Below are 21314 nucleotides of genomic sequence, written 5' to 3'. Positions count from 1 at the left end.
GACCATGACCGCATTGACACTCTCCTCGCTGAGACGGGCCCACTGGATTTCACTTCCACTGGCGATCGGTTTCGCAATTGTCCTCTTCTGGCTGGCAGTGACCTTTCTCGCGCCGCTTATGACCTCGTACAATCCGCTCGACATGGTGGGTCGTCGGCTGCAGGCGCCGAGCTGGGAACACTGGCTGGGAACCGACGCACTGGGGCGCGATGTGCTCAGCCGCACACTTCATGGCGCGCGGCATTCGCTGCCCATCGCCGTGGTCGTTGTCACCCTTTCGGTAGGGATCGGCGCGGCCCTTGGCGCTATTTCCGGATTTGTCGGCGGCGTGTTCGGATCGGCAATCATGCGGCTGGTCGACGTCACCTTGTCATTCCCGCCGATGCTGCTTGCCATGGCGGTTGCGGCATCGCTCGGGCCCGGCCTCGAGAATGCCACGGTCGCCATGATCATCGTGTGGTGGCCGGTCTATGCCCGCCTCATGCGCGCCCAGGTCCTGGAAGTCCGGGAGCGCGAGCATGTCGAGGCCGCCATCGCCGCCGGCGCAAGCAAGCCGCGTGTGCTGCTCAAGCATATCCTGCCGCTGTGCTGGACGCCTGTGCTTATCAGCGCAACGATGGATCTCGGCCAGGTCATCCTGCTTGCCGCGTCGCTGAGTTTCATCGGTCTTGGTGCCACGCCACCCACTCCCGAATGGGGGTCGATGATCTCCGATGGCGCGTCCCAGTTCTATTCCTGGTGGGTCGCGTTCGGACCGGGCCTTGCCATCCTGACGATCGTGCTCGGCTTCAACTTCATTGGTGACGGTCTGCACGACTATTTCGACCCGAAGTCCAAATGAGGCCCGACATGCAGCAAGAACCGCTCTTCTCCGTGCAAGACCTGCGTGTCTCCTTCGGCCGCCATGGCCACCATTTCGAGGCCGTGCGCGGCATCAGCCTTCACGTCGATCACGGCGAGGTACTGGGCATCGTTGGCGAGTCGGGCTCCGGCAAGTCGGTCGGCATGCTGGCTGCGCTCGGCCTCCAGGCAAAGACGGCACGGGTCCAGGGGTCGGCCAGGTTCAAGGGCCAGGAGCTGGTCGGAATGCCCAGGCGCGAGTTGCGCAAGCTCCGTGGCTCGCGCGTTGCCATGATATTTCAGGATCCGCTTTCATCGCTGAATCCGGTCATGACCGTCGGCGCCCAGATCGCCGAGGCCATCCTCCTGCACCATCCGGAAGTCTCCAAGAAGGCCGCACTCGACCGCGCGGTCGAGCTTCTGGCGCTCGTCGCCATCCCGCAGCCGGACCGCCGCATCCATCAGTACCCACATGAGTTTTCGGGCGGGATGCGCCAGCGCGTCATGATTGCCATGGCGGTAGCGAACGACCCGGACCTTTTGATCGCAGACGAGCCGACCACAGCGCTCGACGTGACCGTCCAAGCCCAGATCATGGATGTCCTGAGCGACCTCCGAAAGCGGCTGAACCTCGGCCTGATCCTCATCACGCATGATCTCGGCGTCCTTGCCGGCCATGCGGACCGCGTTGCCGTCGTCTATTCGGGAGAAGTGGTGGAGCAGGCGAGCATCGACGATCTCTTCGAACGCCCGAGCCATCCCTATACGCGTGGCCTCATCGCCTCCATTCCCGACATGGCCGAGGAAAAGGACCGGCTCTTTTCCATCGAGGGTTCGCCGCCCCCCTTGGGCAAGCTTCCGGGCGGCTGCGCCTTCCATCCGCGCTGCCCGCAGGTGCAGGCCATCTGCCGAACCACTGCGCCCGTGCTGCGGGACTTCGGAGGCCACAGCGCCTCCTGCCACTTCGCCACCCTTCCAACCGAGAGCGCAGCGTGATGCAACAAGCCATTCTCTCCGTTCGAGAACTGACCAAGCGCTTCCCGGTCACGGGCGGCCTCCTGTTCGAGCGGGAAATCGCGCATGTCAACGCGGTCGCGGGCGTATCGTTCGACGTCAATGCGGGTGAGACACTCGGGCTCGTCGGCGAGTCCGGCTGCGGAAAGTCCACCCTCGGCAGGTGCATCCTGAGGCTGATCGAGCCAAGCAGCGGCGAGACACTCTTCCATGGCCAGAACATCAACCTGGCCAATGCCACCGAAATGCGGCGGCTGCGCCGCAACATCCAGCTTGTCTTCCAGGACCCCTACGCCTCGCTCCACCCACGTATGCGGGTGGCCGAAAATATCGCCGAGCCGCTTCGCATCAGCGACCTCAATGCTGCGCAGCGCAAGGTTCGCGTGGCCGAAATGCTGGAACTCGTTCGTCTGAACCCAGAACACGGGCAGCGCTATCCGCACGAACTCTCGGGCGGCCAGCGCCAACGTGTGGTCATCGCCCGCGCACTTGCACTGAAGCCGGAACTGCTGGTCCTCGACGAACCCGTATCGGCGCTCGACGTGTCAGTGCAGGCCGGCGTGCTCAATCTGCTCAAGGACATCCAGCGCGAGATGGGCACGGCCTATGTGTTCATCGCCCATGACCTGTCGGTCGTGCAGCACATCTCGCACCGGGTGGCGGTGATGTATCTCGGAAAGATCGTCGAGATCGCACCCAAGTCGCTCCTCTATGGGGCGCCAATGCACCCGTACACCCAGGCGTTGATGTCGGCGGTTCCGCTTGCCAACCCGAAGCTGGAGAGGACACGCTCGCGCATCGTGCTCAAGGGCGATCTGCCGAGCCCCCTCAATCCACCGTCGGGCTGTCGCTTTCGCACACGCTGCCCCATGGCACAGCCCATCTGCGCGCAGGAGGAGCCCCCCCTCGCCGACCATGGCGGCGGGCACTCGGTAGCCTGCCACTTCCCCAATGCAATCGACACTGGTTTGTCGGCCCGCGCCTGACGCGGAGCCGGGAGGACGACATGACTGAACAAAAGCTGCCACTCGAAGGCATACGCGTGCTCGACCTGACCCGCGTCCTGGCCGGACCATGGACCACCATGAGCCTTGCTGATCTGGGCGCAGAGGTCTGGAAGATCGAGAACATCAAGGGTGGTGACGACACGCGCGCCTGGTCGGTGCCCAACTACAAGGGCGTCAGCACCTATTATCTGTGCGCCAACCGCGGCAAGCAGAGCATCGCGCTCGACCTCAAGGCATCGGAGGGACGGCAGATCGTGCTCGATCTGGCGGCAAAGGCCGATGTGATCGTCGAGAATTTTCGCGCCGGCACCGTGGACCGGCTTGGTATCGGCTATGAGGACATCCGGAAGATCAACCCGGGCGTGGTCTATTGCTCGATCTCCGGCTACGGCCAGTCCGGTCCCGAGCGGGATCGGCCGGGCTACGACTTCATCATGCAGGCGGAAAGCGGCCTGATGTCGATCACCGGCCAGGAAGACGGCCCGCCGAGCCGCCTGGGCGTTGCCTTCACCGACGTGGTCGCCGGCATGATTGCAACCCAGTCGATCCTCGCTGCGCTCTACCAGCGGCGCGACACGGGGACCGGGCAGTACATCGATGTCGCGCTGCTCGACGCTACGCTCAACATGCTGATCAATGTCGGAACCGGCTATCTGAATGCTGGCGTCGAGCCGACGCGATTTGGCAATGCCCACCCGACCGTCGTGCCATATCAGGTCTTCGATACGGCCGATGGTGTCTTTGCACTGGCCGTCGGCAACGACCGCATGTTCATCGATTTCTGCGAGCAAGTGATCGGTAGACCGGAGCTTGCCCGCGATCCCCGCTTCGTCACCTCGCACCAGCGGGCGGTGCACCGGGACGAATTGCTGCCGACGTTGGCAGACCAGATGCGCGAAAACACCTGCGCCTATTGGATCGACGCCTGCCGCAAGGCAAGTGTTCCTGCAGGCCAGGTGAAAACAGTCGCCGAAGCGCTGGAGAGCCCAAGCGTGGTGGAGCGCGGCGTCGTCGAGCAACTCGAACACGCCGAGCTTGGCCCGATCTCGCTCATCCGCGCCGCGCATGGCCTCACCGCGCAGCGTTCGCATAAGGCAAAGGCTCCGCCCCTGCTTGGAGAGGACACGCGCGACGTCCTGCGCGATGTCCTTGGCCTGGAGGACTACCATATCGACAAGCTTGCGGCCTCGGGGGCGATCGCCTGTCGCGAAGCCGGTACCTTTGTGCCCGTCGAACCGGCGGGAGCAACCGCATGAGCGTGCATGTCGAGCAGCGCAGCGGGATTGCGATCGTCACCATCGACAATCCGCCGGTCAACGCAATCAACCTGGCCGTCCGCACGAAGCTTTTGGCCCTGGCCGACGAGTTCGACGCCGACAGCAGGGTCCGCGCTGTCGTACTGACGGGAGCAGGAAAGCTTTTCGTTGGCGGGGCCGACATCACTGAATTCGACCGCCCGGTCGAGCCGCCTTCCTTGCCCGACCTGATCGGACGGATCGAGAGTGCCGCAAAACCCTGGATCGCAGCGATACGCGGCGCGGCCTTCGGCGGCGGGCTGGAAGTGCCGCTCGGCTGCCGCATGCGGGTCGCAACCGAGGACGCGAAATTCGCACTGCCCGAGGTCAATCTCGGCATCATCCCCGGCGCGGGTGGGACGCAGCGCCTGCCGCGGCTGATCGGCATCGAAACAGCACTCCGCGTGGCCGCGGAAAATCTGCAGCTTGATGGCGTACGCGCGGCCGAACTCGGTCTTGTCGATCGCCTTGTCCGGGAGCCGCTTGTCGATGCCGCCGTCGACTTCGCACTCGAGGCTCTTGAAAGCCCCTTGCCGGAACCGGCCTCGCGCCGTCCCATGGTCGCCGCCGATCCAGCGACCTGGGAGGAAGCCGGACAACGCATCCGCCGATCCGCTCGTGGCGCATCCGCCCCGTTGCTGGCACTCGATGCCTTGCGCTTTGGCGTCGAGAACGGCTTCGACGCTGGACTTGCCAATGAACGCTCGATCTTCCTGAAGCTGCGCGCCAGCGAAGAAGCGGCAGCGTTGCGCCACCTGTTCTTCGCCGAACGCGCCGCACCACGCCCCGCAGACCTGCGCGGCACAGCGCCGCTCCCTCTGGCGAGCGCTGGTGTCGTAGGTGGCGGCACAATGGGCGTGGGCATTGCTGCGGCTCTGCGCAATGCCGGCATCCCGGTCGTTCTGGTCGAGCGCGACCAGCAGAGCCTCGAACGGGGCCTGGCAGCCTTGAAAGCGATCTTCGAGGCGGCGCGGAAGGAGGCGAGTCTGACCGACGAGGAAGCTGAAGCCCGGATGCAAGACGTCACCGGCGCGGTCGGCTATGAAGCGTTTGCCCGTTGCGACCTTGTCATCGAGGCAGTGTTCGAAGACGTTGCCATCAAGCGCGAGGTCTTTGCCTCGCTCGGGCGCATCTGCCGGGCAGATGCCATTCTGGCGACCAACACCTCCTACATCGACCCGAGGCAGATTGCCGAAGGCCTGCCTGATCCCGGCCGGTTCATCGGCCTGCACTTCTTCAGCCCCGCGCAGGTGATGAAGCTTCTCGAGATCGTGCCGACGCCGGAGACCCGGCCTGACGTCGTCGCCACCAGTTTCGAGCTCGCCCGCAGACTGGGAAAGGTTCCGGTGCGTTCCGGCATCTGCGACGGGTTCATCGGCAACCGCATCCTGCGCCGTTATCGTGCCGAAGCGGAGGCGCTGCTCCGCGACGGCGTCGCCCCTGCAGCCGTCGACGCCGCCATGCGCGGCTTCGGCTATGCGATGGGACCGTTCGAAATGCAGGATATGGCAGGGCTCGACATCTCCTTTATGCATCGCGAGGCGGCGCGCGCCCGCGGCGAGCAGATCGCCGAAACACCAGGAGACCTTCTGGTCCGCGCCGGGCGAAAAGGCCAGAAAAGCGGCGGCGGCTGGTACGACTACGCGCCTGGCGAGCGTTCGCCCGTTCCCTCGCAGGAGGCCGCGCGCATCATCGCCCCGCTTGTCGGTGCGCCGATCGAGATTGCTGCCGATCGCATCGTCTCGCGTCTGATCGCTGCCATGGCGTCGGAAGGCCAGGCCATCCTGGACGAAGGCATCGCTGCCTCGCCGGCCGATATCGATCTTGTCGAGGTGCATGGGTACGGCTTCCCGCGCAAGCGCGGCGGTCCGATGTTCCTCACCAAACGCCAGACCTCTTGAACGTGACGAAAGACAATCGGATGATCACCTACCCCGATACACTGCTGTTCATCGACGGAACCTGGCAGCCTTCTGCCAGCGGCCGTAAGATCCCAGTCATCAATCCCGCGACCGCACAGCCGATCGGCACTGTCGCCTGGGCCGACAGGAGCGATCTCGACGCAGCACTTGAAGCCGCCAGCAAGGGTTTCGCCATCTGGAGCAAGACCTCGGCTTTCGATCGGGCGAAGGTCATGCGCCGCGCCGCCGAGATTCTTCGCAGCCGCGTCGACGACATCGCGGTCATGCTGACCCTGGAACAGGGCAAGCCGCTGTCACAAGCGCGGTTCGAGACACTCTCAGCCGCCGACATCATCGACTGGTTTGCCGGCGAGGCACAGCGCACATATGGGCAGGTCATCCCGTCGCGTGCGCCCGATGTCGTGCAGATGACGCTGAAGCTGCCGGTCGGCCCGGTCGCTGCCTTCACGCCGTGGAACTTCCCGCTCAATCAGGTGGTGCGCAAACTTTCGGCCGCCATTGCCGCTGGTTGCTCGATCATCGTCAAGGCGCCTGAGGAAACCCCGGCTTCGCCGGCGGCGCTGATCCGCGCCTTCGCTGACGCCGGGATTCCGGCGGGTGTCGTCAACCTTGTCTACGGCGTGCCATCGGAGATTTCCGAGTACCTGATCCCGCATCCTGTCATCCGCAAGATCAGCTTCACCGGATCGACTCCTATAGGCAAGCAACTCTCGGCACTCGCTGGCCTGCACATGAAGCGCGCCACGATGGAACTGGGCGGTCATGCGCCGGTCATCGTCGCCGAGGATGCCGATCTCGAGCTTGCGACAAGCCTGATGGTGCAGAACAAGTTCCGAAATGCCGGCCAGGTCTGCGTTTCACCGACGCGCTTCCTCGTGCATGAGAAAATCGCAGATGCCTTCATCGACGGCTTCACCGCGGGTGCCAAGGCGATCCGTGTCGGCAACGGCCTCGACCCCGACGTCGATATGGGACCGCTCGCCAACGACCGGCGCATCCCCGCACTGGAAGGCCTGATAGCTGACGCCGTCTCACGCGGCAGCCGCCTGACGACAGGCGGCCGTCGCATCGGCAACGAGGGCTGGTTCTTCGAACCGACAGTGCTCGCCGACGTGCCGGTTGATGCGCGCATCATGAACGAGGAGCCGTTCGGCCCCGTGGCGGTCATCAACCGCTTTGCGACGCTGGACGCGGCGATTGCCGAAGCCAATCGCCTGCCCTTCGGCCTGGCCGCCTTCGCCTTCACCCAGAGCAGCGCCACCGAAACACGCATCAGCAACGAGGTGGAGGCCGGCATGACCAGCATCAATCACCTGGGCCTTGCCCTGCCTGAGGTTCCCTTCGGCGGCGTCAAGGATTCCGGCCATGGCACCGAAGGCGGCTCGGAGGCGATCGAGGCCTATCTCGATACAAGGCTGATCACCCGCAAGGGATGATCGCTTGAGGGAGGATGGCCATGCGCATCACCAACATCCGCACCTATGCGATCAGCTACGCTGACAGCAATGACTTCGGCCGCATCAAGGCGACGGTGCTCGTTCGCGTTACCGCCGCTGGCGGCGCGGTTGGATGGGGTGAGGGCGTGACGCTTGCGCCGGAAGCGGCGCGAGCCACGAAGGTCCTTGTCGACGAGGGCTTCGCCCCGCTTCTTCTGGAGGCTGGGGACATCGGCGTCGAAGACACCTGGAACCGCATGCGCGCCCATTGCTGGTGGTATGGCGAAGGTGGCCTTGCCACCATCGCCTACTCGGCGATCGACATGGCGCTTTGGGATATCGACGGCAAGGAGCGCGGCCTGCCGCTCCATGCCCTTTTGGGCGGCCGCCTGCAGGAGAGCCTGCCGGCCTATGCCAGCAGCCACGTCAACAAGGCGACGCTGGACGAGAACATCGCCGAGGTCGTCGGCTTCAAGGATGCGGGCTATGCCGGCTGCAAGCTTGGGATCGGCAAGAAAGGCCTCTCTGATATCGGCAAGAACCCGGAGCAGGATGTCCTGTTCGTCAAGCTGCTGCGCGAGGCGGTCGGCCCTGACTTCCCGATCCTGATGGATGCCGGCAACGGCGTCGTCTGGGATCGCGAAACGGCAATCCGCACCGTCAGCCGCATGGCCGAGCACGAGATCGGCTGGATCGAGGAACCATTCTATCCGACCCGCATCGACGACTACCGCGCCTTGAAGGCTGCCCTGTCGGTTCCGATCGCAAGTGGCGAGCGTGAGTACACCGTGACCGGCTATCGCGACCTGATCGCGACCGGGACAGTCGATATTGTCGGCGTCGATCCGGCGCGCTCGGAAGGCATTACCGGCTTCCGCAAGGTCGATGCGATCTGCTCGCAGACAGGCACCGTCATGAACGCCCACGCCTGGAGCACCGCAGTGCTTACCGCGGCAAGTCTCCACCTGTCGCTCGCTTCGCCCAACACGAAACTGTTCGAGCTCAAGCCATTTGCGGTCTCTGTGCAGACGGATCTGGTCGATGAGCCGATCGGATACGCAGCCGGCGTGGTGCGCGCATCGGAACGGCCTGGCCTTGGCATCGAGGTTCGGCAGGACATCGTCGAAAAATTGGAAATGCACTGACGCGTCCACGGCCCCGTTCAAAGACGTGCACTGGGAGATCACCCTGACATGCAGATCACCGGCAAGACCGCGATCGTTCTGATGCTTGCCGATCCGGTCGACCACATCAGGGGCACCTTGCTGATAAACGACCAATTCGTCGCCCTTGGCCTCGATGCAGTGATCGCTCCAATCCATGTCCAACCGGGTGATCTTGCCCAATGTCTCGATGCCGTCAGGCTGATGCACAATGTGCGCGGGCTCGGCATCACCATTCCGCACAAGATTGCGGCCGTTCCCCTCATGGACGAGCTGAGCCCCTCCGCCCGGCGGCTGGGCGCTGTCAACTTCATCCGCCGCAACCCCGACGGTACGCTGGCCGGCACCAACACGGACGGTATCGGCTTCGTTACCGGGCTCGCGGTCAACGGCGTCGAGCTTAACGGCAAACGCGCGCTTGTCGTCGGCGTGGGCGGCGTCGGCCGCGCCATTGCGTTGGCGCTGGTGGACAAGGGGTTGCAGGAACTTGTGCTCGCCAATCGCGACGCGGCCAAGGCGGAAGCCCTGGCGCGCGAGATCGCCGAACTCGCGCCCGCCTGCCGCGTTCGCGTGGTGGAGGCGCACGGTCCGGACGCGCTTGACGGTATCGACCTGCTCGTCAACGCCACGTCGCTGGGCATGCGGCAGGGCGATCCGCTGCCGCTGTCGCTCGACCGGTTGGGCCGGGAAACCGTTGTTGCCGAGGTCATCGTCAACCCGGCCATGACGCCACTTCTGGAGGCCGCCACCGCACGCGGCTGCAAAATCGTCGGCGGCGCCGAAATGCTCAAGCCGCAGCCCCGCCTCGTAGCCGAGTTCTTCGGGCTCATTCAATGAAGCTGGACCTCGACGGTCCGCAATCGCCAAGAAAAGGGAACACCATGCAGATCACCGGCGAAACCGACCTCTTCTTCATCGTTGGCTCACCCGTCCGGCACTTCCGCGCGCCGATCATGTTCAACGATTATTTTGCCTCGAAGGGGCATAATTTCAGCTGTGCTGGCCTGCATGTCCAGCCGGATGACCTGGCGGCCACATTTGAGCTGGTGCGCAAGACCGACAATATCAAAGGGCTCTGCATCACCATCCCGCACAAGATCAATGCCGTGCCGCTGGTCGATCGGCTGACCGACGTCGGCAAGCGCATCGGCTCCGTCAATTTCGTTCGCCGCGAGACCGACGGCAGCCTCACCGGCCATAACATCGACGGCCAGGGCTTCATGCGCGGGCTGGTGAACAACAACTTCGATCCCAAGGGGGCTGACGTGGTGCAGGTCGGTGTCGGCGGTGTCGGTCGCGCCATCGCCTTCTCGCTGGCGGCCTCTGGAATCGGCCGCCTGACGCTCATCAATCGCGATCCGCTGAAGGCCCAGCGCCTCGCCACGGAAATCCACGATGCGACGGGCGTGACCGTCGTGGCGCTCGACGCTGGTGAGAACCCTGACCTCTCGCGCGCCACGCTGCTCGTAAACGCCACATCTGTCGGCATGGTCGGCAACATCGCGCTCCCCCTCGATATCGCCGGCCTCACGGCCGCCACCACCGTGGCGGATGTCGTCCTCAAGCCCGACGAGACGGAACTGCTCGCAGCCGCCCGCGCCCTTGGCTGCAGATGCGTGCCCGGCACGGCGATGCTGAAGCCCCAGATCGAGCTGTGTGAGGAGTTTCTCTACGGCGAAGCACCGCAAGCAGGAGGCTGACATGGCAACGACCGAGAACCTGATCGCGCGACGAGACCGCCTTCTCGGTCCGAACGTGCGGCTGTTCTACAGTGATCCGGTCCATCTCGTGCGCGGGCGCGGGGCCCGCGTCTGGGACGCCTCAGGCCGCGAATACATCGACGCCTACAACAATGTCCCTCACGTAGGCCATTGCCATCCCGCTGTCGTCGAGGCGATCGCGCGGCAGGCAGCCAACCTGAATACCCATACTCGCTACCTGCACGAGGGCATCCTGGACTATGTCGAACGCCTCGTCGCAACGCTTGACGATACCATTACAAGCGCGATCATGGTCTGCACCGGCTCCGAGGCAAACGACATCGCCTTGCGCATGGCCCAGGCGCTGAGCGGCAAGACCGGGATCATCGCGACCGACAACACCTACCACGGCAATACCTCGGCGGTTTCCCAGCTCTCGACGATGATCCCGCCGATCGGAGGGTTCGGTGGCCACGTGCGTCATGTGCCGGCACCTGACAGCTATCGGCCGCTGGGCGGCGTGGCGGGCGACTTGCATGCAGCAGCGTTCGCACGAGCTGTGGAAAGTGCCTGTATCTCGTTGAACGAGAGCGGCCACGGCGTTTCGGCGATGATCCTTTGCCCGGCCTTCGTCAATGAAGGTTTCCCAGATCTGGCGCCAGGCTTTCTCGATCAGGCAATCACAGTCGTTCGCGCCCATGGTGGCATCGTCATTGCCGACGAGGTCCAAGCCGGCTTTGGTCGACTTGGCACGCATTTCTGGGGTCATGAACGCATGGGCTTCGTCCCCGACGTCGTCACCATGGGCAAGCCGATGGGCAACGGCCATCCGGTCGCGGCAGTGGCTGCCTCCTACGAGACCATGGCCGCTTTCCGCCAGGCCTTCCGCTACTTCAATACATTTGGCGGCAACCCGGTCTCCTCAGCTGCTGCAAGCGCCGTGCTCGACGTTCTGGCCGCCGAAAACCTGCCCGCCAGAGCAGCGGAGACTGGCGAATACATGCGCACAAACCTCAGGCGGATGGGGGAAAAGCACCAGGTCATCGGCGATGTCCGCGGCTCTGGGCTCGCAATCGGCGTCGAGCTCGTCAGCGATCGAGAAGGGCGCACGCCTCGTCCTGCCGCAGGCGTGGTCGACGCCATGCGACGCGAAGGCATTTTGATGGGCATGAATGGCATCCATGGCAACGTGCTGAAAATTCGGCCGCCATTGGCATTCGACAGGTCGGATGCGGAAACGCTGCTGGAAACCCTCGACCATATCCTTGAGCGCATCGCATGACCGATGACCTGCAGCGTCTTGCCCAGGTGGCAGCTTTGGCGTGGCCGCAAATCACCGGGCGGCCGACACTCGTGATGCAGCGCGAGAATGTCGTTTTCCGCGTCGAGACCACAGAAGGTGAATGTGCATTGCGACTTCACCGACCGGGTTATCGCAGTCCCGCAGAACTACAGTCGGAACTGACCTGGATGGCAATGCTGGCAGCTGAGGGCATGGACGTCCCTGCCCCACTGCGCACCGCCGATGGACGTCTTCTCGTGGAAGGCACACGGGCCGCGAGCCTCCTGCGATGGCTGCCAGGTACGCCGCTAGGCCATACCGACGAGCCATTGGCGATCACCGGTATGAGGCGGACAACGCTTTTCCACGCAATCGGGCGTGCGATGGCCACGGTGCACGACCTTTCGGACCGCTGGAGCTTGCCCTCGGGGTTTTCCAGGCCCTCCTGGGATCGGAAAGGCCTGGTCGGCGAAGCGCCGTTGTGGGGACGTTTTTGGGAAGCAGAGATTTCCCAAGAGAATCAGGTGCTCTTTCGGCGCGTCCGCGACCACGCGCGCAATCTCCTGTCCAAATCGGAGGCGGATATCGGCCTGATCCACGCGGATCTCGTGCGCGAAAACGTGCTCGTGGACGGCGATAATGTCCGATTCATCGACTTCGACGACAGCGGCTTTGGCTACCGCATCTTCGATCTTGCGACCGCCCTGTTGAAGAACCTCGACGAGCCCGACTACCACGACCTTCAGGCAGCACTTTGCGACGGCTACTCCACGCGCCGACCTTTGCCGGACATCGAGCTGCTGCCGATTTTTCTGGTGCTGCGCAGCCTGACCTATGTTGGCTGGGCAGCGACGAGAATGTCCGAACCGGCGATTGCCCGGCGCATGCCTTCATACCTGGCCACCTGCCGTAAACTGATCAGAACCGTGCTGCCGGACCTTGCCGACCCCAGATACTGAGCAAAAGCACTCGCGGCTCAAAGCGATCGACTGCCATCTCCGTCAGCTGGGCTCAAAACAACGTCTCCATCGAAGGAGACGAGAGCGTGCCTGGAGCGCCCCTCGGTGCTCCAGGCCGTGTCACCTGATCGCCGCCAAGTGTACCCCGCTAGGTATTGCGCCAACTTCGGGCACTGTACCAACGAACAGCGAACCGGACCCTGCTGGGGCTGATCCATATACATACGATCTTATTGAAAATATTGGCGCACCCGACAGGATTCGAACCTGTGACCTCTGCCTTCGGAGGGCAGCGCTAAAACATTTCCCTGAGTTTCTTCAAGTTTGCTGATCTTTCCTAATTGTATGAAATTGCATCACTTATTAACTTTTTTCGATTCCGCACGGTTCCGCGAGGCTTCCCAAGTTTCCGATTTTATGGTGACTCTATGGTGACACTAAATCGGAAGGCAGGGGTCAATGCCGAAGCTGACAAAGAGCGTGATCGACGGCGCCGAAGCACGAACGAGCGCCTATTTCGTGTGGTGTAGCGAGCTGCCCGGGTTCGGCATTCGGATATTCCCAACCGGCAAGAAGACATTCTACGCTGACTACTACAACACCGACGGCCAGCGGAAACGGATGTCCATTGGCCCTTACGGCAAGCTGACCCTTGATGAGGCCAGGAAGCTGGCTCGGATCACGCTAGGGAGCGTCCTCGCGGGCGAAGACCCTGCCCTGGAACGTAAGACCCGACGCAGCTCGATCACCGTCTCCGAGCTGTGCGACGACTACATTGCTGCCGTCGAGAAGGGGCTTGTCCTCGGTAAGGGACGACGCCCCAAAAAGGCATCCACCCTGGCCACCGACAAGGGCAGGATCGAGCGCCACATCAAGCCCCTGCTCGGCCGCAAGCTGGTGATCGATATCAAGCAGTCGGACATCTCGAGATTCATTCGCGATGTCACGACAGGGAAGACGGCCACAGTGGAAAAGACTGACAAGCTACGAGGCAAGGCGGTCGTCGAAGGCGGCGCCGGCACCGCCAGCCGGACGGCCGGCTTGCTCGGCGGTATCCTCTCTTATGCCTCATCTGAAGGTATCATCGAAGCCAACCCGGCACGCGGAGTGAAGCGACCGACCGACGGCCAGAAGCAGCGCCGCCTGGACGCCGCTGAGTATGCCTCCTTGGGCAAGGTACTGCGCGAGGCCGAAGAGCCGTGGCAGGCCATTGCCTGTATCAGGCTCCTGGCTTTCACCGGGTGTCGCCGCGGCGAGATTGAGGGCCTGAAGTGGCCCGAGGTCGACTTAGAAGGCAAGGCATTGCGTCTGAGCGATTCCAAGACTGGCGCATCGGTCCGTCCTCTCAGCCGGGCCGCGATTGACGTGCTCAATGGCATCGAGCGCAAGAAGGGTGTTGACCACGTCCTGCCGGGCGTGCGGGACGAGAGCAAGCCTTATGGCGGCCTGGCCGGTGCGATGGACCGCATAATGAAGGCGGCCGAGTTGGAAGGGGTTACCTCCCATACCTTGCGCCATAGCTTTGCGTCCGTCGGCGCCGACCTGGATTACTCGGACAGCACTATCGGGGCGTGCCTGGGCCACTCCGCCAGCGGCATCACCAGCCGCTACACTCACCGGCTCGATTCAGTGTTGGTCGCGGCAGCGGACAAGATTGCATGCGAGGTCGAGCGCCAGATAGCCCATGTCAATCGGAAGCTTCCTGGAGGGAAAGGAGGATCCGCAGTTTCTTGAGATACGCATCCATGTTCGAAGCTGACAGCTCTGGGTTTGAGGCGTCATCGTAGAAGTAAATACGATCACTGCCCCCCTTACCCCCGTGATCCAGTTTTGCCAAAGTTGCTGGCCCGAGCCCCTTGAGACGCAGCTTGTGGGAAGGGTCGTCCCAATCAGCCCAATCCGAAGACGTGACCCCAACCGGTTTGTATGATCTATTGAAAAAGAACCAAGCCCCATCGGCCCTCTTGGACATACCGTATGGGAACATTGCTTGGCGAACATTTGCCATGATCAGTCAATCCTGTTGTTGGAACGGTGCTTGCTACGCATGTGCCCACTCAACTCCAATGCGAAGGCATCTCCAAGCGGTAACGATGAGCCCGCCTCGGCGGGCTTTTCCATAAGTGGTTAGTCCCAGTAGCCTCTTTGCGGTGGCGGGTCGCCTTCCGGATCATGGAGATCATCGGGCTCAGGAAACAGGTTGCGGTCCACCAAGTCTCTTTGGATCGCTTCCGGCAATGTGTTCTGGTCCAGGAAGGCTAGCCGCTCCCTCGCCCACTCGAGCATGCGCATGAGGGCTGGCTGCGCTTGCTCGCCATCTGGAACAAGATCGATCGTGCGCCGCAGGTCTTCAGCTTCGCGCCTCGCGTCGGCTATCCCGGTGAGGAAACTCAGGCGGGCGCCCTCGCGCTCGACCCGCTTCTTCGCCAGGTCTCGCCATTCGGCAATCGCCGCACTGCGATTGGTTGTCAGTTCGCTTGCCCTTCGCGCACGTACAATGTGACAGGAATGGTTGTCGATGGCGCTGGCTATCGAAAGGTGACGGTCTCGCATGTCGGCGGCAGCGGAGAGTTTGTGGCCGGCGCGCAGTACGTCATCACCTTCTCTCGGGCCGGTAATGCTCTGCCCGCGCCAACCACGCGTGCCGAACTAAGGCTCTTGCCGGCGGAGGGTGCTGCACTTTTGCAGGAAACTGGCCGCGCGGGGCTTTTTGTCTGGCGCAGCGGCAATTACTCAACCCAGGTTGCGGCAGACCCTCAAGAGGGCGTCTATGTAAAGGCAACTGCGGTTGCCGCAACGGTCGGGGCGTGGGTGCGTGACGGCATCGGTGACGGGCTGGAAGTGGGGTGGTTCGGTGCAAGCCCGGGTGCGGCGATGGCCGCGAACACGCTCGGCATACAATGCGCCATGAACCTGGCGCTGTTCCTTGGTGGCGGCCGGGTGCTTCTCGACATCGGCGTCTACCTGCTCGGCTACACTTCCACGGAGAGCTACACGACAGCAGCCATGCCGGTGCCTGACCAGTTGCATTACGGTGTGCTGGTGCCTTCGGGGGTGACGCTGGAGGGGCGCGGCAAGAACTCGGTCCTGAAACGCGGCACGGCGACCTCCATGGTCGTCGTTGTGGTGGCCAACGGCAACGGTTCTCAGGTTCGCAATCTGCGGATCAATGGCGACAACACGACCAATCCCATTGCCGGCGCTACGTATGGCTCCGGCTCAGGTCTGATCGTCGAGAGCACCAGTGTCACCGAAGACAAAGAAACGATCATCGACACAGTTTGGATCGAGGACACGCCCGGCTATGGCATTGGCTGCGAGTGGGGCAACCACCGTGGGCTGACGATTGAAAATATCTGGATCGACGGCACAGGGTCAGATGGCATCGACATCAAGCGGATGAATTCTGGCGGTTTCGATGCCAGAGACATCGTGCTCGACAACATCCATGTCACCAACTTCGGCCGTACGGCGACGGACCCTGGCGGCCAGGCAGGTATCGATCTGCGTGGCTTCTTCACGGCAAGCAATCTGCATGTCTACGGAGCCTGGGGCGCGCAGGCTGGCTCTGGAATTCGCATGCAGGGCGGCGTAGCCGCTGACACAGTCATCGGCTCCCATTATTCGTCGGTGACTAACGCATATGTGAGTCGAGCGTCAGGCGGTCTGGCGACCACCTATGGCATACGAATCGGAGGCGACTCGTCTGCACTCGTGAATGCGGTCTCGATTGGCTGCCATGTCAATTTCTGGGTTTTCGAGACCGGAGGCTCTGGGGTGTTGAAGGAGCCATCCTTGTCGGCCTGTCGTTCTCTCAATGCTATCGGGTATGGATTTGATGTCGCCGCATCAGCCCAAGGTGCGCGATTGACGAGCTGTTCGGATGAGGGGTCGCCTATCGGGTTCTATCTCGAGGGCGATGACACTGTGCTGATTGGGGCAGTCTGCGACAACAATGCCAACACTCATATCGAGTTGGTAGTGGGCGCGCTGCGCAATCAGATTATTGCCCCTGTGTTTCGCAACACCGGTACCAACAAGATTGTCAACCCGGAGCCCGGGACCATCATCGAGCCGCGTGAAGTGATGACATCGAGGCTTGCGAGCGGTCTTGCAGGGGCAGATGTCGCCACTGTTCAGCCTTGGTTTTCGTCCGCCCAGGATGCTTTCAACGTGCCTGGTGATCGAAGCTATCAGATCGATGCTGTTCTGTTTATCTCCCGAACGGCAGGCACCACGTCTCACACGACGAGCCTTCTCTTCGGAGGTACGGCGACGGTGTCACGGATCTCGTATCTTGCTGAGGTGATCAATCCAACCGGCAATGTGTTGGGAGCCATGTCTGCTGTAAGGTCTGACGTCGCCACGGCGACTGTTGTCACCGCGGCGAACACCAGTGCGACTGAGAACATCGCAGTCAGGATCACGGGGCTTGTCGACTTTTCGGCAGGCGGGACGTTCATTCCGCAATTTCAATTCAGCGCGGCACCTGGCGGTGCGCCAACGATACTGCGGCAGACGTTCTTCAAGTTGACGGAATTCGGCACTGCCAATCAGCTTCGGAGGGGCAATGTCGATTGACCCTCATTCGCTGGCACCTCGGCTTGTCAAAGCTGGAGCGCCCGTGTCAAGAACGAACAATGAGGATAGGTGGCAGGATTCCAGGACTAGACGTCCTAAGGGGTGGCGCTGCGGTTGCAATCGCGGTCTATCACTGCAATGCCCTTTTGAATTTGGCAGATTGGCCGCCGCAAACCGCCTATCTATCCTTTGCCGTTCAACTGTTCTTTGCCCTGAGCGCATTTTCTCTGTGCATCAGGTACCAAGATAATCTCAGTTCTTCGGGTAAGATCGGACAGTTTTACCTGCGCAGATACCTCAGGATTGCGCCGCTGTTTTACGCAATGATGCTGACATATGCCGCGCGGCGTTTCTACTACGGATGGGATCAGCCGAGCATCTCGGAAATAGCGCTCAACGTGACCTTCCTCTTCCCTTTGGTGCCCGGGAAGCATGAAAGCTTGGTCGCCGCCGGGTGGTCGTTGGGACTCGAGATGATGTTCTACGCGTTGTTCCCGCTCATAGTGGCGCGAGTGTCCAACCTACGACAGGCGACGTTGTTATTCGTGGCCTCCGTAGCCATCCAAGGTGTAGTTGGTTACTGGCTGTTCAAGATACAGCTGACGCCCAATTTCTCCTGGATGGCATTCCCGGTCCAGTTGCCCTTCTTCTTGCTCGGTGTCGTTCTTTTCCAAATGTATCGAGGTGTAGACACCTGGTCCGCTCGGCAGCAGGTGGTGTCGGCGGTGTCAATCGCATCCGTGGCGGTTGCCGCTGTATGGATCGGGTTGAGCATTAATCTCTTTGAGACGCGTATTGACGGCTGGCCAGTGCTGAGGCCCCTTTTGGGATACGTGCTCGGCGCCCTAATTCTGGCATTTGCGTTCTACTCGTTTCCTTTGCTGGTCAATCGAGCGACGGTCTACCTTGGTGAAATCAGCTATGGCGTCTACCTGATACACCCTTTGATGATCCGGCTGGTGGGCGCGCCGGTTCATGAGGCAGGACAATCGACAGCGACTGTCATCATGACGGTGCTCGTGGCGACTGTTATGGCGGCTTCTCTTAGCTACCATTGCCTTGAGAAGCCTTTCATGCATCTGCAACGCCGTAAAAGTAATAAGTTTCAATCGGCTCCGGCACTCCGCTAATCCGGCTTGTCCCTTGGCGGCTTCCACTTCGGCGGCTTGGCGACTGTGGCAATGGCGCTTTCCGGCACGCCAACAGGCGCGGCGGCACCTCTAATCTCAACGATGATCGTCCGGCCATCCTTCAGAATATGCGTCACCTCGCCCTTGATGGTGACGATGTCGCCTATCTCGAATTCCTTTGTCATCTGCAGCCCTCGCAGGGCTGAATCTTTAATGCGTCAAAAGCCAGCCATCCAGAAAATCGCACTTGCGGTGCCAAACGCCACGGCGAGGTAGAAGAGATCGGCCCAGCGTGGCCCCCTGAATTCAGACAGGTGGGTTGTCGCCAGATCAGCAGCGTGCCGCCGTTCAGGGTCACGCCCACGTTGGCTGCTCTTTTGACTGTCGAGCCGGCCGCGCGCCGGCAAAGTTTCGAACGCCATCTTTGCCTCCGTAAAGAGGCCCAACTCCGCAACGCAAGGAATCGTTCCGTGGACCGCAATTTCGTGCGGACCACGCTTCAGCGCCTGCTTTGACTTCCTTGGCCATCTGAAGGCCTCCCATGGCTGAATCTGCGCCAGTTCCCGCCGTTTTCAACCGTCTCTGAATTTCGCGCCCATGGCCTGACCCTCTGGCCATGACGGCGGCTGACATCTGCAATGTGAGGAAGTCCCATGACGCGAGACATCAACGCGGCATCCCTTGAACTCATCAAGAGTTACGAGGGCTGGCGTGACACTGCCTATCTCGATGCCGTCAATGTGTTGACCATCGGCTATGGCCATACCTCCATGGCCGGCGAGCCAATCGTAAAGCCGGGCATGAAGATCACCCGAGCCGAGGGCGAGGCGATCCTGCGCAAGGATCTCGCCAAGTACGCCAAGGCTGTCGAGGACGCGGTGAAGGTGCCGCTGACCGACAACCAGTTCGGGGCGCTTGTCTCGTTCTGCTACAACGTCGGCCCCGGCAATTTCCGCAAGTCGAGTGTGCTGGAGCGCGTGAACGCCAAGCGCTTCGAAGATGTGCCGCTGCGGCTCCTGCTCTGGAACAAGGCAGGCGGGAAGGTTCTCAAGGGCCTGACGAACCGCCGCGTAGCTGAGGGGGCGCTGTTCAAGGCCGGTGGTGTGTCGCTCGCGCCCAAGCCCATTCCTGCGCCGCCGTCCGAGCCAATGGTCGTCCTGCGGCCCGCATCCCCTCCGGACACGCCCGCGCCGCAGGTCTCGGCCGAACCCGCCAAGGGCTTCGCCTTCTGGCTCCAGCTTATCGCCAAGGCGCTCGCTGCGCTCTTCTCTCGTAAAGGACACTGACATGCGCAAGTATTCGAAATTCTTCGTCGCAGCGTTCGGCATCGGCAGCCTGATCGGTCTGCGCTATTTCGAGGTCGAAATTCCTGGCCTCGATGCAATTGTGCGGGATTTGATCGTTGGCGCACTCGTGGCCGGCGGTGTCTATCAGGTTCCCAACCAGTCGGCGGGTGAGTGACATGACCGATAGCTCGATCAAGACGCTTCGCCACATCGCTCGGGTTCGCCAGCTGCTCGGTGAGTTTGCCGCCGAGATGATCCGACGCGGAGATGTCCACGACGCATCAAAGTTCAGCCCTGAGGAAAAGGGGCCGCTCGACGAAATGGAGCGCCTTATCGAGACCGAGGGCAATGCGCCCTACGGAAGCGACGAGTATGCGCGCCGCACCAAGCTTCTGGCACCGATGCTCGCCAACCACTATGCGTGCAACAGCCACCATCCCGAGCACTACCAGTTCGAGTATGGGGGCGATTGTATGCACGGCATCAACGGGATGAGCCTATTCGATCTGGTCGAGATGTTCTTCGACTGGAAGGCCGCAAGCGAGCGCGGCGAGGAGTCTGCGCTCAACCTGTCACACTCTATCGAGAGGTTCCACCTCGATAGTCAGATGGCAAACGTGCTCCGTAACACGGCCGAGCGTCTTGGCTATCGGGTGTCGTGATGACCGCGCTCATCCTCTCAGCCCTGACGAACCCGACGCTGCTGGCGATCATGGGCGGCCTGCTGGCTGCCCTCGTCGCCTTCCTGAAGGGCAACAGCCGTGGCGCACGCCTTGAGCGCGACAGGCAGGCCAAAGCCGAACAGAAGGCGCGCGAAGAAGCCGGTGACATCAGGAACGAAGTCGAGGCCATGCAGCCTGACCGTGTCCGCGCCGAGCTTGGCAAGCGGGCCAGGCCATGAAGCGCGCACTTCTCGATATCATCACCCGCGTTTTGATCCTTATCGCTGTTCTGGCAGGCGCGGCGGCCTGCACGACGAAGAAGGGTAGCTTCTGCGATCTGGCGCCCGATCTGCGCTACTCTCAGAAGGTTTACGACAGCATGAATGATGCCGAGGCGGCCCGGCATCTGGCCTATCTCAAGACGAAAGAGCAGCTATGCGGGGGGATGCGATGAGCCCGGTGGATACGACCGATTCCGATCTGCGCGCTCGGGTGACAGCCCTAGAGCACTGGCGCACCCAACGGGAGATCGCTGAGGCTCGCAAAGACGAGCAGTGGAAGCACATGGATCAGCGCTTCACGGATCTCGACAAGAAGATCGACGGGTTGAATGGCACGCTCACCTGGATCGTCCGCCTGATCATCGGCGGTATCATCTCGGGGATCGTGGCGTTCATGCTGTCCGGCGGGTTTCGGGCCCTCTGAGCATATAGCTATCGCTTGGAGGTCAAATCGCGTCGAGTAGGGTCAATTTCAGCCCCGTACCGTATCCACATATCGACATATACTTCGGGCCTAGTCTGTTGATTGCTCGCTGCCGCCGGCGCCAGGCACTATTCGAAAGTTTCGGCTTTCGATTGTGATCGTCGCACCGCAATTCTCGCATGCGAGTTGCGTGTGACGGCGAACCCATCCGACACTCCTTCTCATTTCATGCTGGCAGGCAATACAGCAGATCCCAATCTCTCTGCTGTCGGATAAAGTTGACATACCAACCCCTTCGACTGTCACCGGGCTTTGGACTTCCTAGCACTTCG

The 21314-nt window shown here is 62.0% G+C and carries 22 protein-coding genes and 1 tRNA gene; 20 read left to right on the top strand and 3 right to left on the bottom strand.

Annotated features, from left to right (window positions below; all coding sequences use genetic code 11):
* Positions 1 to 4: 4 nt before the first annotated feature.
* From B015_RS0101130 to B015_RS30180, 11 genes are read left to right on the top strand one after another with little or no spacing between them, the layout of a single operon-like run.
* Complete coding sequence (locus tag B015_RS0101130) at positions 5 to 841, top strand: ABC transporter permease (RefSeq protein ID WP_018425806.1); 837 nt, start codon at positions 5 to 7, stop codon at positions 839 to 841.
* 8 nt (positions 842 to 849) lie between these two features.
* Positions 850 to 1836: an ABC transporter ATP-binding protein gene (locus B015_RS30190; RefSeq protein ID WP_245262102.1), complete on the top strand. Its 987-nt coding sequence runs from the start codon at positions 850 to 852 to the stop codon at positions 1834 to 1836.
* Positions 1836 to 2840 carry a dipeptide ABC transporter ATP-binding protein gene (locus tag B015_RS0101120; RefSeq protein ID WP_018425804.1) on the top strand — a complete coding sequence of 335 codons (1005 nt, stop codon included), beginning with the start codon at positions 1836 to 1838 and terminating at the stop codon, positions 2838 to 2840. The genes B015_RS30190 and B015_RS0101120 overlap by 1 nt, the downstream gene beginning before the upstream one ends.
* A gap of 20 nt (positions 2841 to 2860) precedes the next feature.
* Positions 2861 to 4117: a CaiB/BaiF CoA-transferase family protein gene (locus B015_RS30185; protein ID WP_051091879.1), complete on the top strand. Its 1257-nt coding sequence runs from the start codon at positions 2861 to 2863 to the stop codon at positions 4115 to 4117.
* Positions 4114 to 6057, top strand: a complete 1944-nt coding sequence (locus tag B015_RS0101110; RefSeq protein ID WP_018425802.1) for a 3-hydroxyacyl-CoA dehydrogenase NAD-binding domain-containing protein — start codon at positions 4114 to 4116, stop codon at positions 6055 to 6057. Before B015_RS30185 ends, B015_RS0101110 begins: the two co-directional genes overlap by 4 nt.
* Before the next feature lie 20 nt (positions 6058 to 6077).
* Complete coding sequence (locus B015_RS0101105) at positions 6078 to 7514, top strand: NAD-dependent succinate-semialdehyde dehydrogenase (protein WP_018425801.1); 1437 nt, start codon at positions 6078 to 6080, stop codon at positions 7512 to 7514.
* A gap of 20 nt (positions 7515 to 7534) precedes the next feature.
* The gene (locus B015_RS0101100) at positions 7535 to 8659 is read left to right on the top strand and encodes a mandelate racemase/muconate lactonizing enzyme family protein (protein ID WP_157632661.1); all 1125 of its coding nucleotides are present in this window, start codon (positions 7535 to 7537) and stop codon (positions 8657 to 8659) included.
* A 48-nt stretch (positions 8660 to 8707) separates the two neighbouring features.
* Positions 8708 to 9514, top strand: coding sequence for a shikimate dehydrogenase (locus tag B015_RS0101095; protein ID WP_018425799.1), 807 nt, complete (start codon positions 8708 to 8710; stop codon positions 9512 to 9514).
* Positions 9515 to 9558: 44 nt separating this feature from the next.
* On the top strand, positions 9559 to 10377 hold the full coding sequence (locus tag B015_RS0101090) for a shikimate dehydrogenase (protein ID WP_026226756.1): 819 nt from the start codon (positions 9559 to 9561) through the stop codon (positions 10375 to 10377).
* Position 10378: 1 nt separating this feature from the next.
* Entirely contained in the window at positions 10379 to 11659 is a 1281-nt protein-coding gene (locus B015_RS0101085; protein WP_018425797.1) for an aminotransferase class III-fold pyridoxal phosphate-dependent enzyme, read from the top strand.
* Positions 11656 to 12618, top strand: a complete 963-nt coding sequence (locus tag B015_RS30180; protein WP_018425796.1) for a homoserine kinase — start codon at positions 11656 to 11658, stop codon at positions 12616 to 12618. Before B015_RS0101085 ends, B015_RS30180 begins: the two co-directional genes overlap by 4 nt.
* Before the next feature lie 243 nt (positions 12619 to 12861).
* Here the strand turns inward: B015_RS30180 and B015_RS0101075 are convergent.
* Positions 12862 to 12946 (bottom strand) — tRNA-Arg (locus B015_RS0101075).
* A 131-nt stretch (positions 12947 to 13077) separates the two neighbouring features.
* Here B015_RS0101075 and B015_RS0101070 point away from each other — a divergent pair.
* The 3 genes from B015_RS0101070 (at position 13078) to B015_RS0101055 (ending at position 18329) form a co-directional block, all read left to right on the top strand.
* Positions 13078 to 14352: a site-specific integrase gene (locus tag B015_RS0101070; protein ID WP_018425795.1), complete on the top strand. Its 1275-nt coding sequence runs from the start codon at positions 13078 to 13080 to the stop codon at positions 14350 to 14352.
* Between the two features lie 573 nt (positions 14353 to 14925).
* A complete protein-coding gene (locus B015_RS30170) occupies positions 14926 to 17199 on the top strand; it encodes a hypothetical protein (protein ID WP_018425793.1) in 2274 nt (757 codons plus the stop codon).
* The gene (locus B015_RS0101055) at positions 17196 to 18329 is read left to right on the top strand and encodes an acyltransferase (protein ID WP_210162987.1); all 1134 of its coding nucleotides are present in this window, start codon (positions 17196 to 17198) and stop codon (positions 18327 to 18329) included. The genes B015_RS30170 and B015_RS0101055 overlap by 4 nt, the downstream gene beginning before the upstream one ends.
* Here B015_RS0101055 and B015_RS0101050 read toward each other — a convergent pair.
* Positions 18326 to 18514 carry a hypothetical protein gene (locus B015_RS0101050; protein ID WP_018425791.1) on the bottom strand — a complete coding sequence of 63 codons (189 nt, stop codon included), beginning with the start codon at positions 18512 to 18514 and terminating at the stop codon, positions 18326 to 18328. The two genes, B015_RS0101055 and B015_RS0101050, sit on opposite strands and share 4 nt — an antisense overlap.
* Before the next feature lie 33 nt (positions 18515 to 18547).
* Complete coding sequence (locus tag B015_RS0101045; RefSeq protein WP_157632660.1) at positions 18548 to 18751, bottom strand: hypothetical protein; 204 nt, start codon at positions 18749 to 18751, stop codon at positions 18548 to 18550.
* Positions 18752 to 18982: 231 nt separating this feature from the next.
* Here B015_RS0101045 and B015_RS30165 point away from each other — a divergent pair, with 231 nt between their 5' ends.
* The 6 genes from B015_RS30165 to B015_RS0101015 are packed head-to-tail and all read left to right on the top strand — an operon-like array spanning position 18983 to position 20982.
* Positions 18983 to 19615 (top strand): lysozyme, encoded by a 633-nt coding sequence (locus B015_RS30165; RefSeq protein ID WP_018425789.1) that lies wholly within the window; start codon positions 18983 to 18985, stop codon positions 19613 to 19615.
* Between the two features lies 1 nt (position 19616).
* Complete coding sequence (locus tag B015_RS33490; protein WP_018425788.1) at positions 19617 to 19790, top strand: hypothetical protein; 174 nt, start codon at positions 19617 to 19619, stop codon at positions 19788 to 19790.
* 1 nt (position 19791) lies between these two features.
* Positions 19792 to 20277, top strand: coding sequence for a DUF5662 family protein (locus B015_RS0101030; protein ID WP_018425787.1), 486 nt, complete (start codon positions 19792 to 19794; stop codon positions 20275 to 20277).
* Positions 20277 to 20516, top strand: coding sequence for a hypothetical protein (locus B015_RS0101025; protein WP_018425786.1), 240 nt, complete (start codon positions 20277 to 20279; stop codon positions 20514 to 20516). Before B015_RS0101030 ends, B015_RS0101025 begins: the two co-directional genes overlap by 1 nt.
* Complete coding sequence (locus tag B015_RS0101020; RefSeq protein WP_018425785.1) at positions 20513 to 20731, top strand: hypothetical protein; 219 nt, start codon at positions 20513 to 20515, stop codon at positions 20729 to 20731. The genes B015_RS0101025 and B015_RS0101020 overlap by 4 nt, the downstream gene beginning before the upstream one ends.
* On the top strand, positions 20728 to 20982 hold the full coding sequence (locus B015_RS0101015) for a hypothetical protein (protein ID WP_245262101.1): 255 nt from the start codon (positions 20728 to 20730) through the stop codon (positions 20980 to 20982). The genes B015_RS0101020 and B015_RS0101015 overlap by 4 nt, the downstream gene beginning before the upstream one ends.
* Positions 20983 to 21314 lie beyond the last annotated feature (332 nt).

The organism is Hoeflea sp. 108 (assembly GCF_000372965.1).
Classification (GTDB): Bacteria; Pseudomonadota; Alphaproteobacteria; order Rhizobiales; family Rhizobiaceae; genus Aminobacter.
This window is presented reverse-complemented; position numbering and strand designations above follow the sequence as displayed.

Excerpts from the sequence above, each read along its gene's own strand:
- B015_RS0101130 (WP_018425806.1), top strand. The coding sequence starts at position 5 with ATGACCGCATTGACACTCTCCTCGCTGAGACGGGCCCACTGGATTTCA.
- B015_RS30190 (WP_245262102.1), top strand. The coding sequence starts at position 850 with ATGCAGCAAGAACCGCTCTTCTCCGTGCAAGACCTGCGTGTCTCCTTC.
- B015_RS0101120 (WP_018425804.1), top strand. The coding sequence starts at position 1,836 with ATGCAACAAGCCATTCTCTCCGTTCGAGAACTGACCAAGCGCTTCCCG.
- B015_RS30185 (WP_051091879.1), top strand. The coding sequence starts at position 2,861 with ATGACTGAACAAAAGCTGCCACTCGAAGGCATACGCGTGCTCGACCTG.
- B015_RS0101110 (WP_018425802.1), top strand. The coding sequence starts at position 4,114 with ATGAGCGTGCATGTCGAGCAGCGCAGCGGGATTGCGATCGTCACCATC.
- B015_RS0101105 (WP_018425801.1), top strand. The coding sequence starts at position 6,078 with ATGATCACCTACCCCGATACACTGCTGTTCATCGACGGAACCTGGCAG.
- B015_RS0101100 (WP_157632661.1), top strand. The coding sequence starts at position 7,535 with ATGCGCATCACCAACATCCGCACCTATGCGATCAGCTACGCTGACAGC.
- B015_RS0101095 (WP_018425799.1), top strand. The coding sequence starts at position 8,708 with ATGCAGATCACCGGCAAGACCGCGATCGTTCTGATGCTTGCCGATCCG.
- B015_RS0101090 (WP_026226756.1), top strand. The coding sequence starts at position 9,559 with ATGCAGATCACCGGCGAAACCGACCTCTTCTTCATCGTTGGCTCACCC.
- B015_RS0101085 (WP_018425797.1), top strand. The coding sequence starts at position 10,379 with ATGGCAACGACCGAGAACCTGATCGCGCGACGAGACCGCCTTCTCGGT.
- B015_RS30180 (WP_018425796.1), top strand. The coding sequence starts at position 11,656 with ATGACCGATGACCTGCAGCGTCTTGCCCAGGTGGCAGCTTTGGCGTGG.
- B015_RS0101070 (WP_018425795.1), top strand. The coding sequence starts at position 13,078 with ATGCCGAAGCTGACAAAGAGCGTGATCGACGGCGCCGAAGCACGAACG.
- B015_RS0101050 (WP_018425791.1), bottom strand. The coding sequence starts at position 18,514 with ATGACAAAGGAATTCGAGATAGGCGACATCGTCACCATCAAGGGCGAG.
- B015_RS0101045 (WP_157632660.1), bottom strand. The coding sequence starts at position 18,751 with ATGGCGTTCGAAACTTTGCCGGCGCGCGGCCGGCTCGACAGTCAAAAG.
- B015_RS30165 (WP_018425789.1), top strand. The coding sequence starts at position 18,983 with ATGACGCGAGACATCAACGCGGCATCCCTTGAACTCATCAAGAGTTAC.
- B015_RS33490 (WP_018425788.1), top strand. The coding sequence starts at position 19,617 with ATGCGCAAGTATTCGAAATTCTTCGTCGCAGCGTTCGGCATCGGCAGC.
- B015_RS0101030 (WP_018425787.1), top strand. The coding sequence starts at position 19,792 with ATGACCGATAGCTCGATCAAGACGCTTCGCCACATCGCTCGGGTTCGC.
- B015_RS0101025 (WP_018425786.1), top strand. The coding sequence starts at position 20,277 with ATGACCGCGCTCATCCTCTCAGCCCTGACGAACCCGACGCTGCTGGCG.
- B015_RS0101020 (WP_018425785.1), top strand. The coding sequence starts at position 20,513 with ATGAAGCGCGCACTTCTCGATATCATCACCCGCGTTTTGATCCTTATC.
- B015_RS0101015 (WP_245262101.1), top strand. The coding sequence starts at position 20,728 with ATGAGCCCGGTGGATACGACCGATTCCGATCTGCGCGCTCGGGTGACA.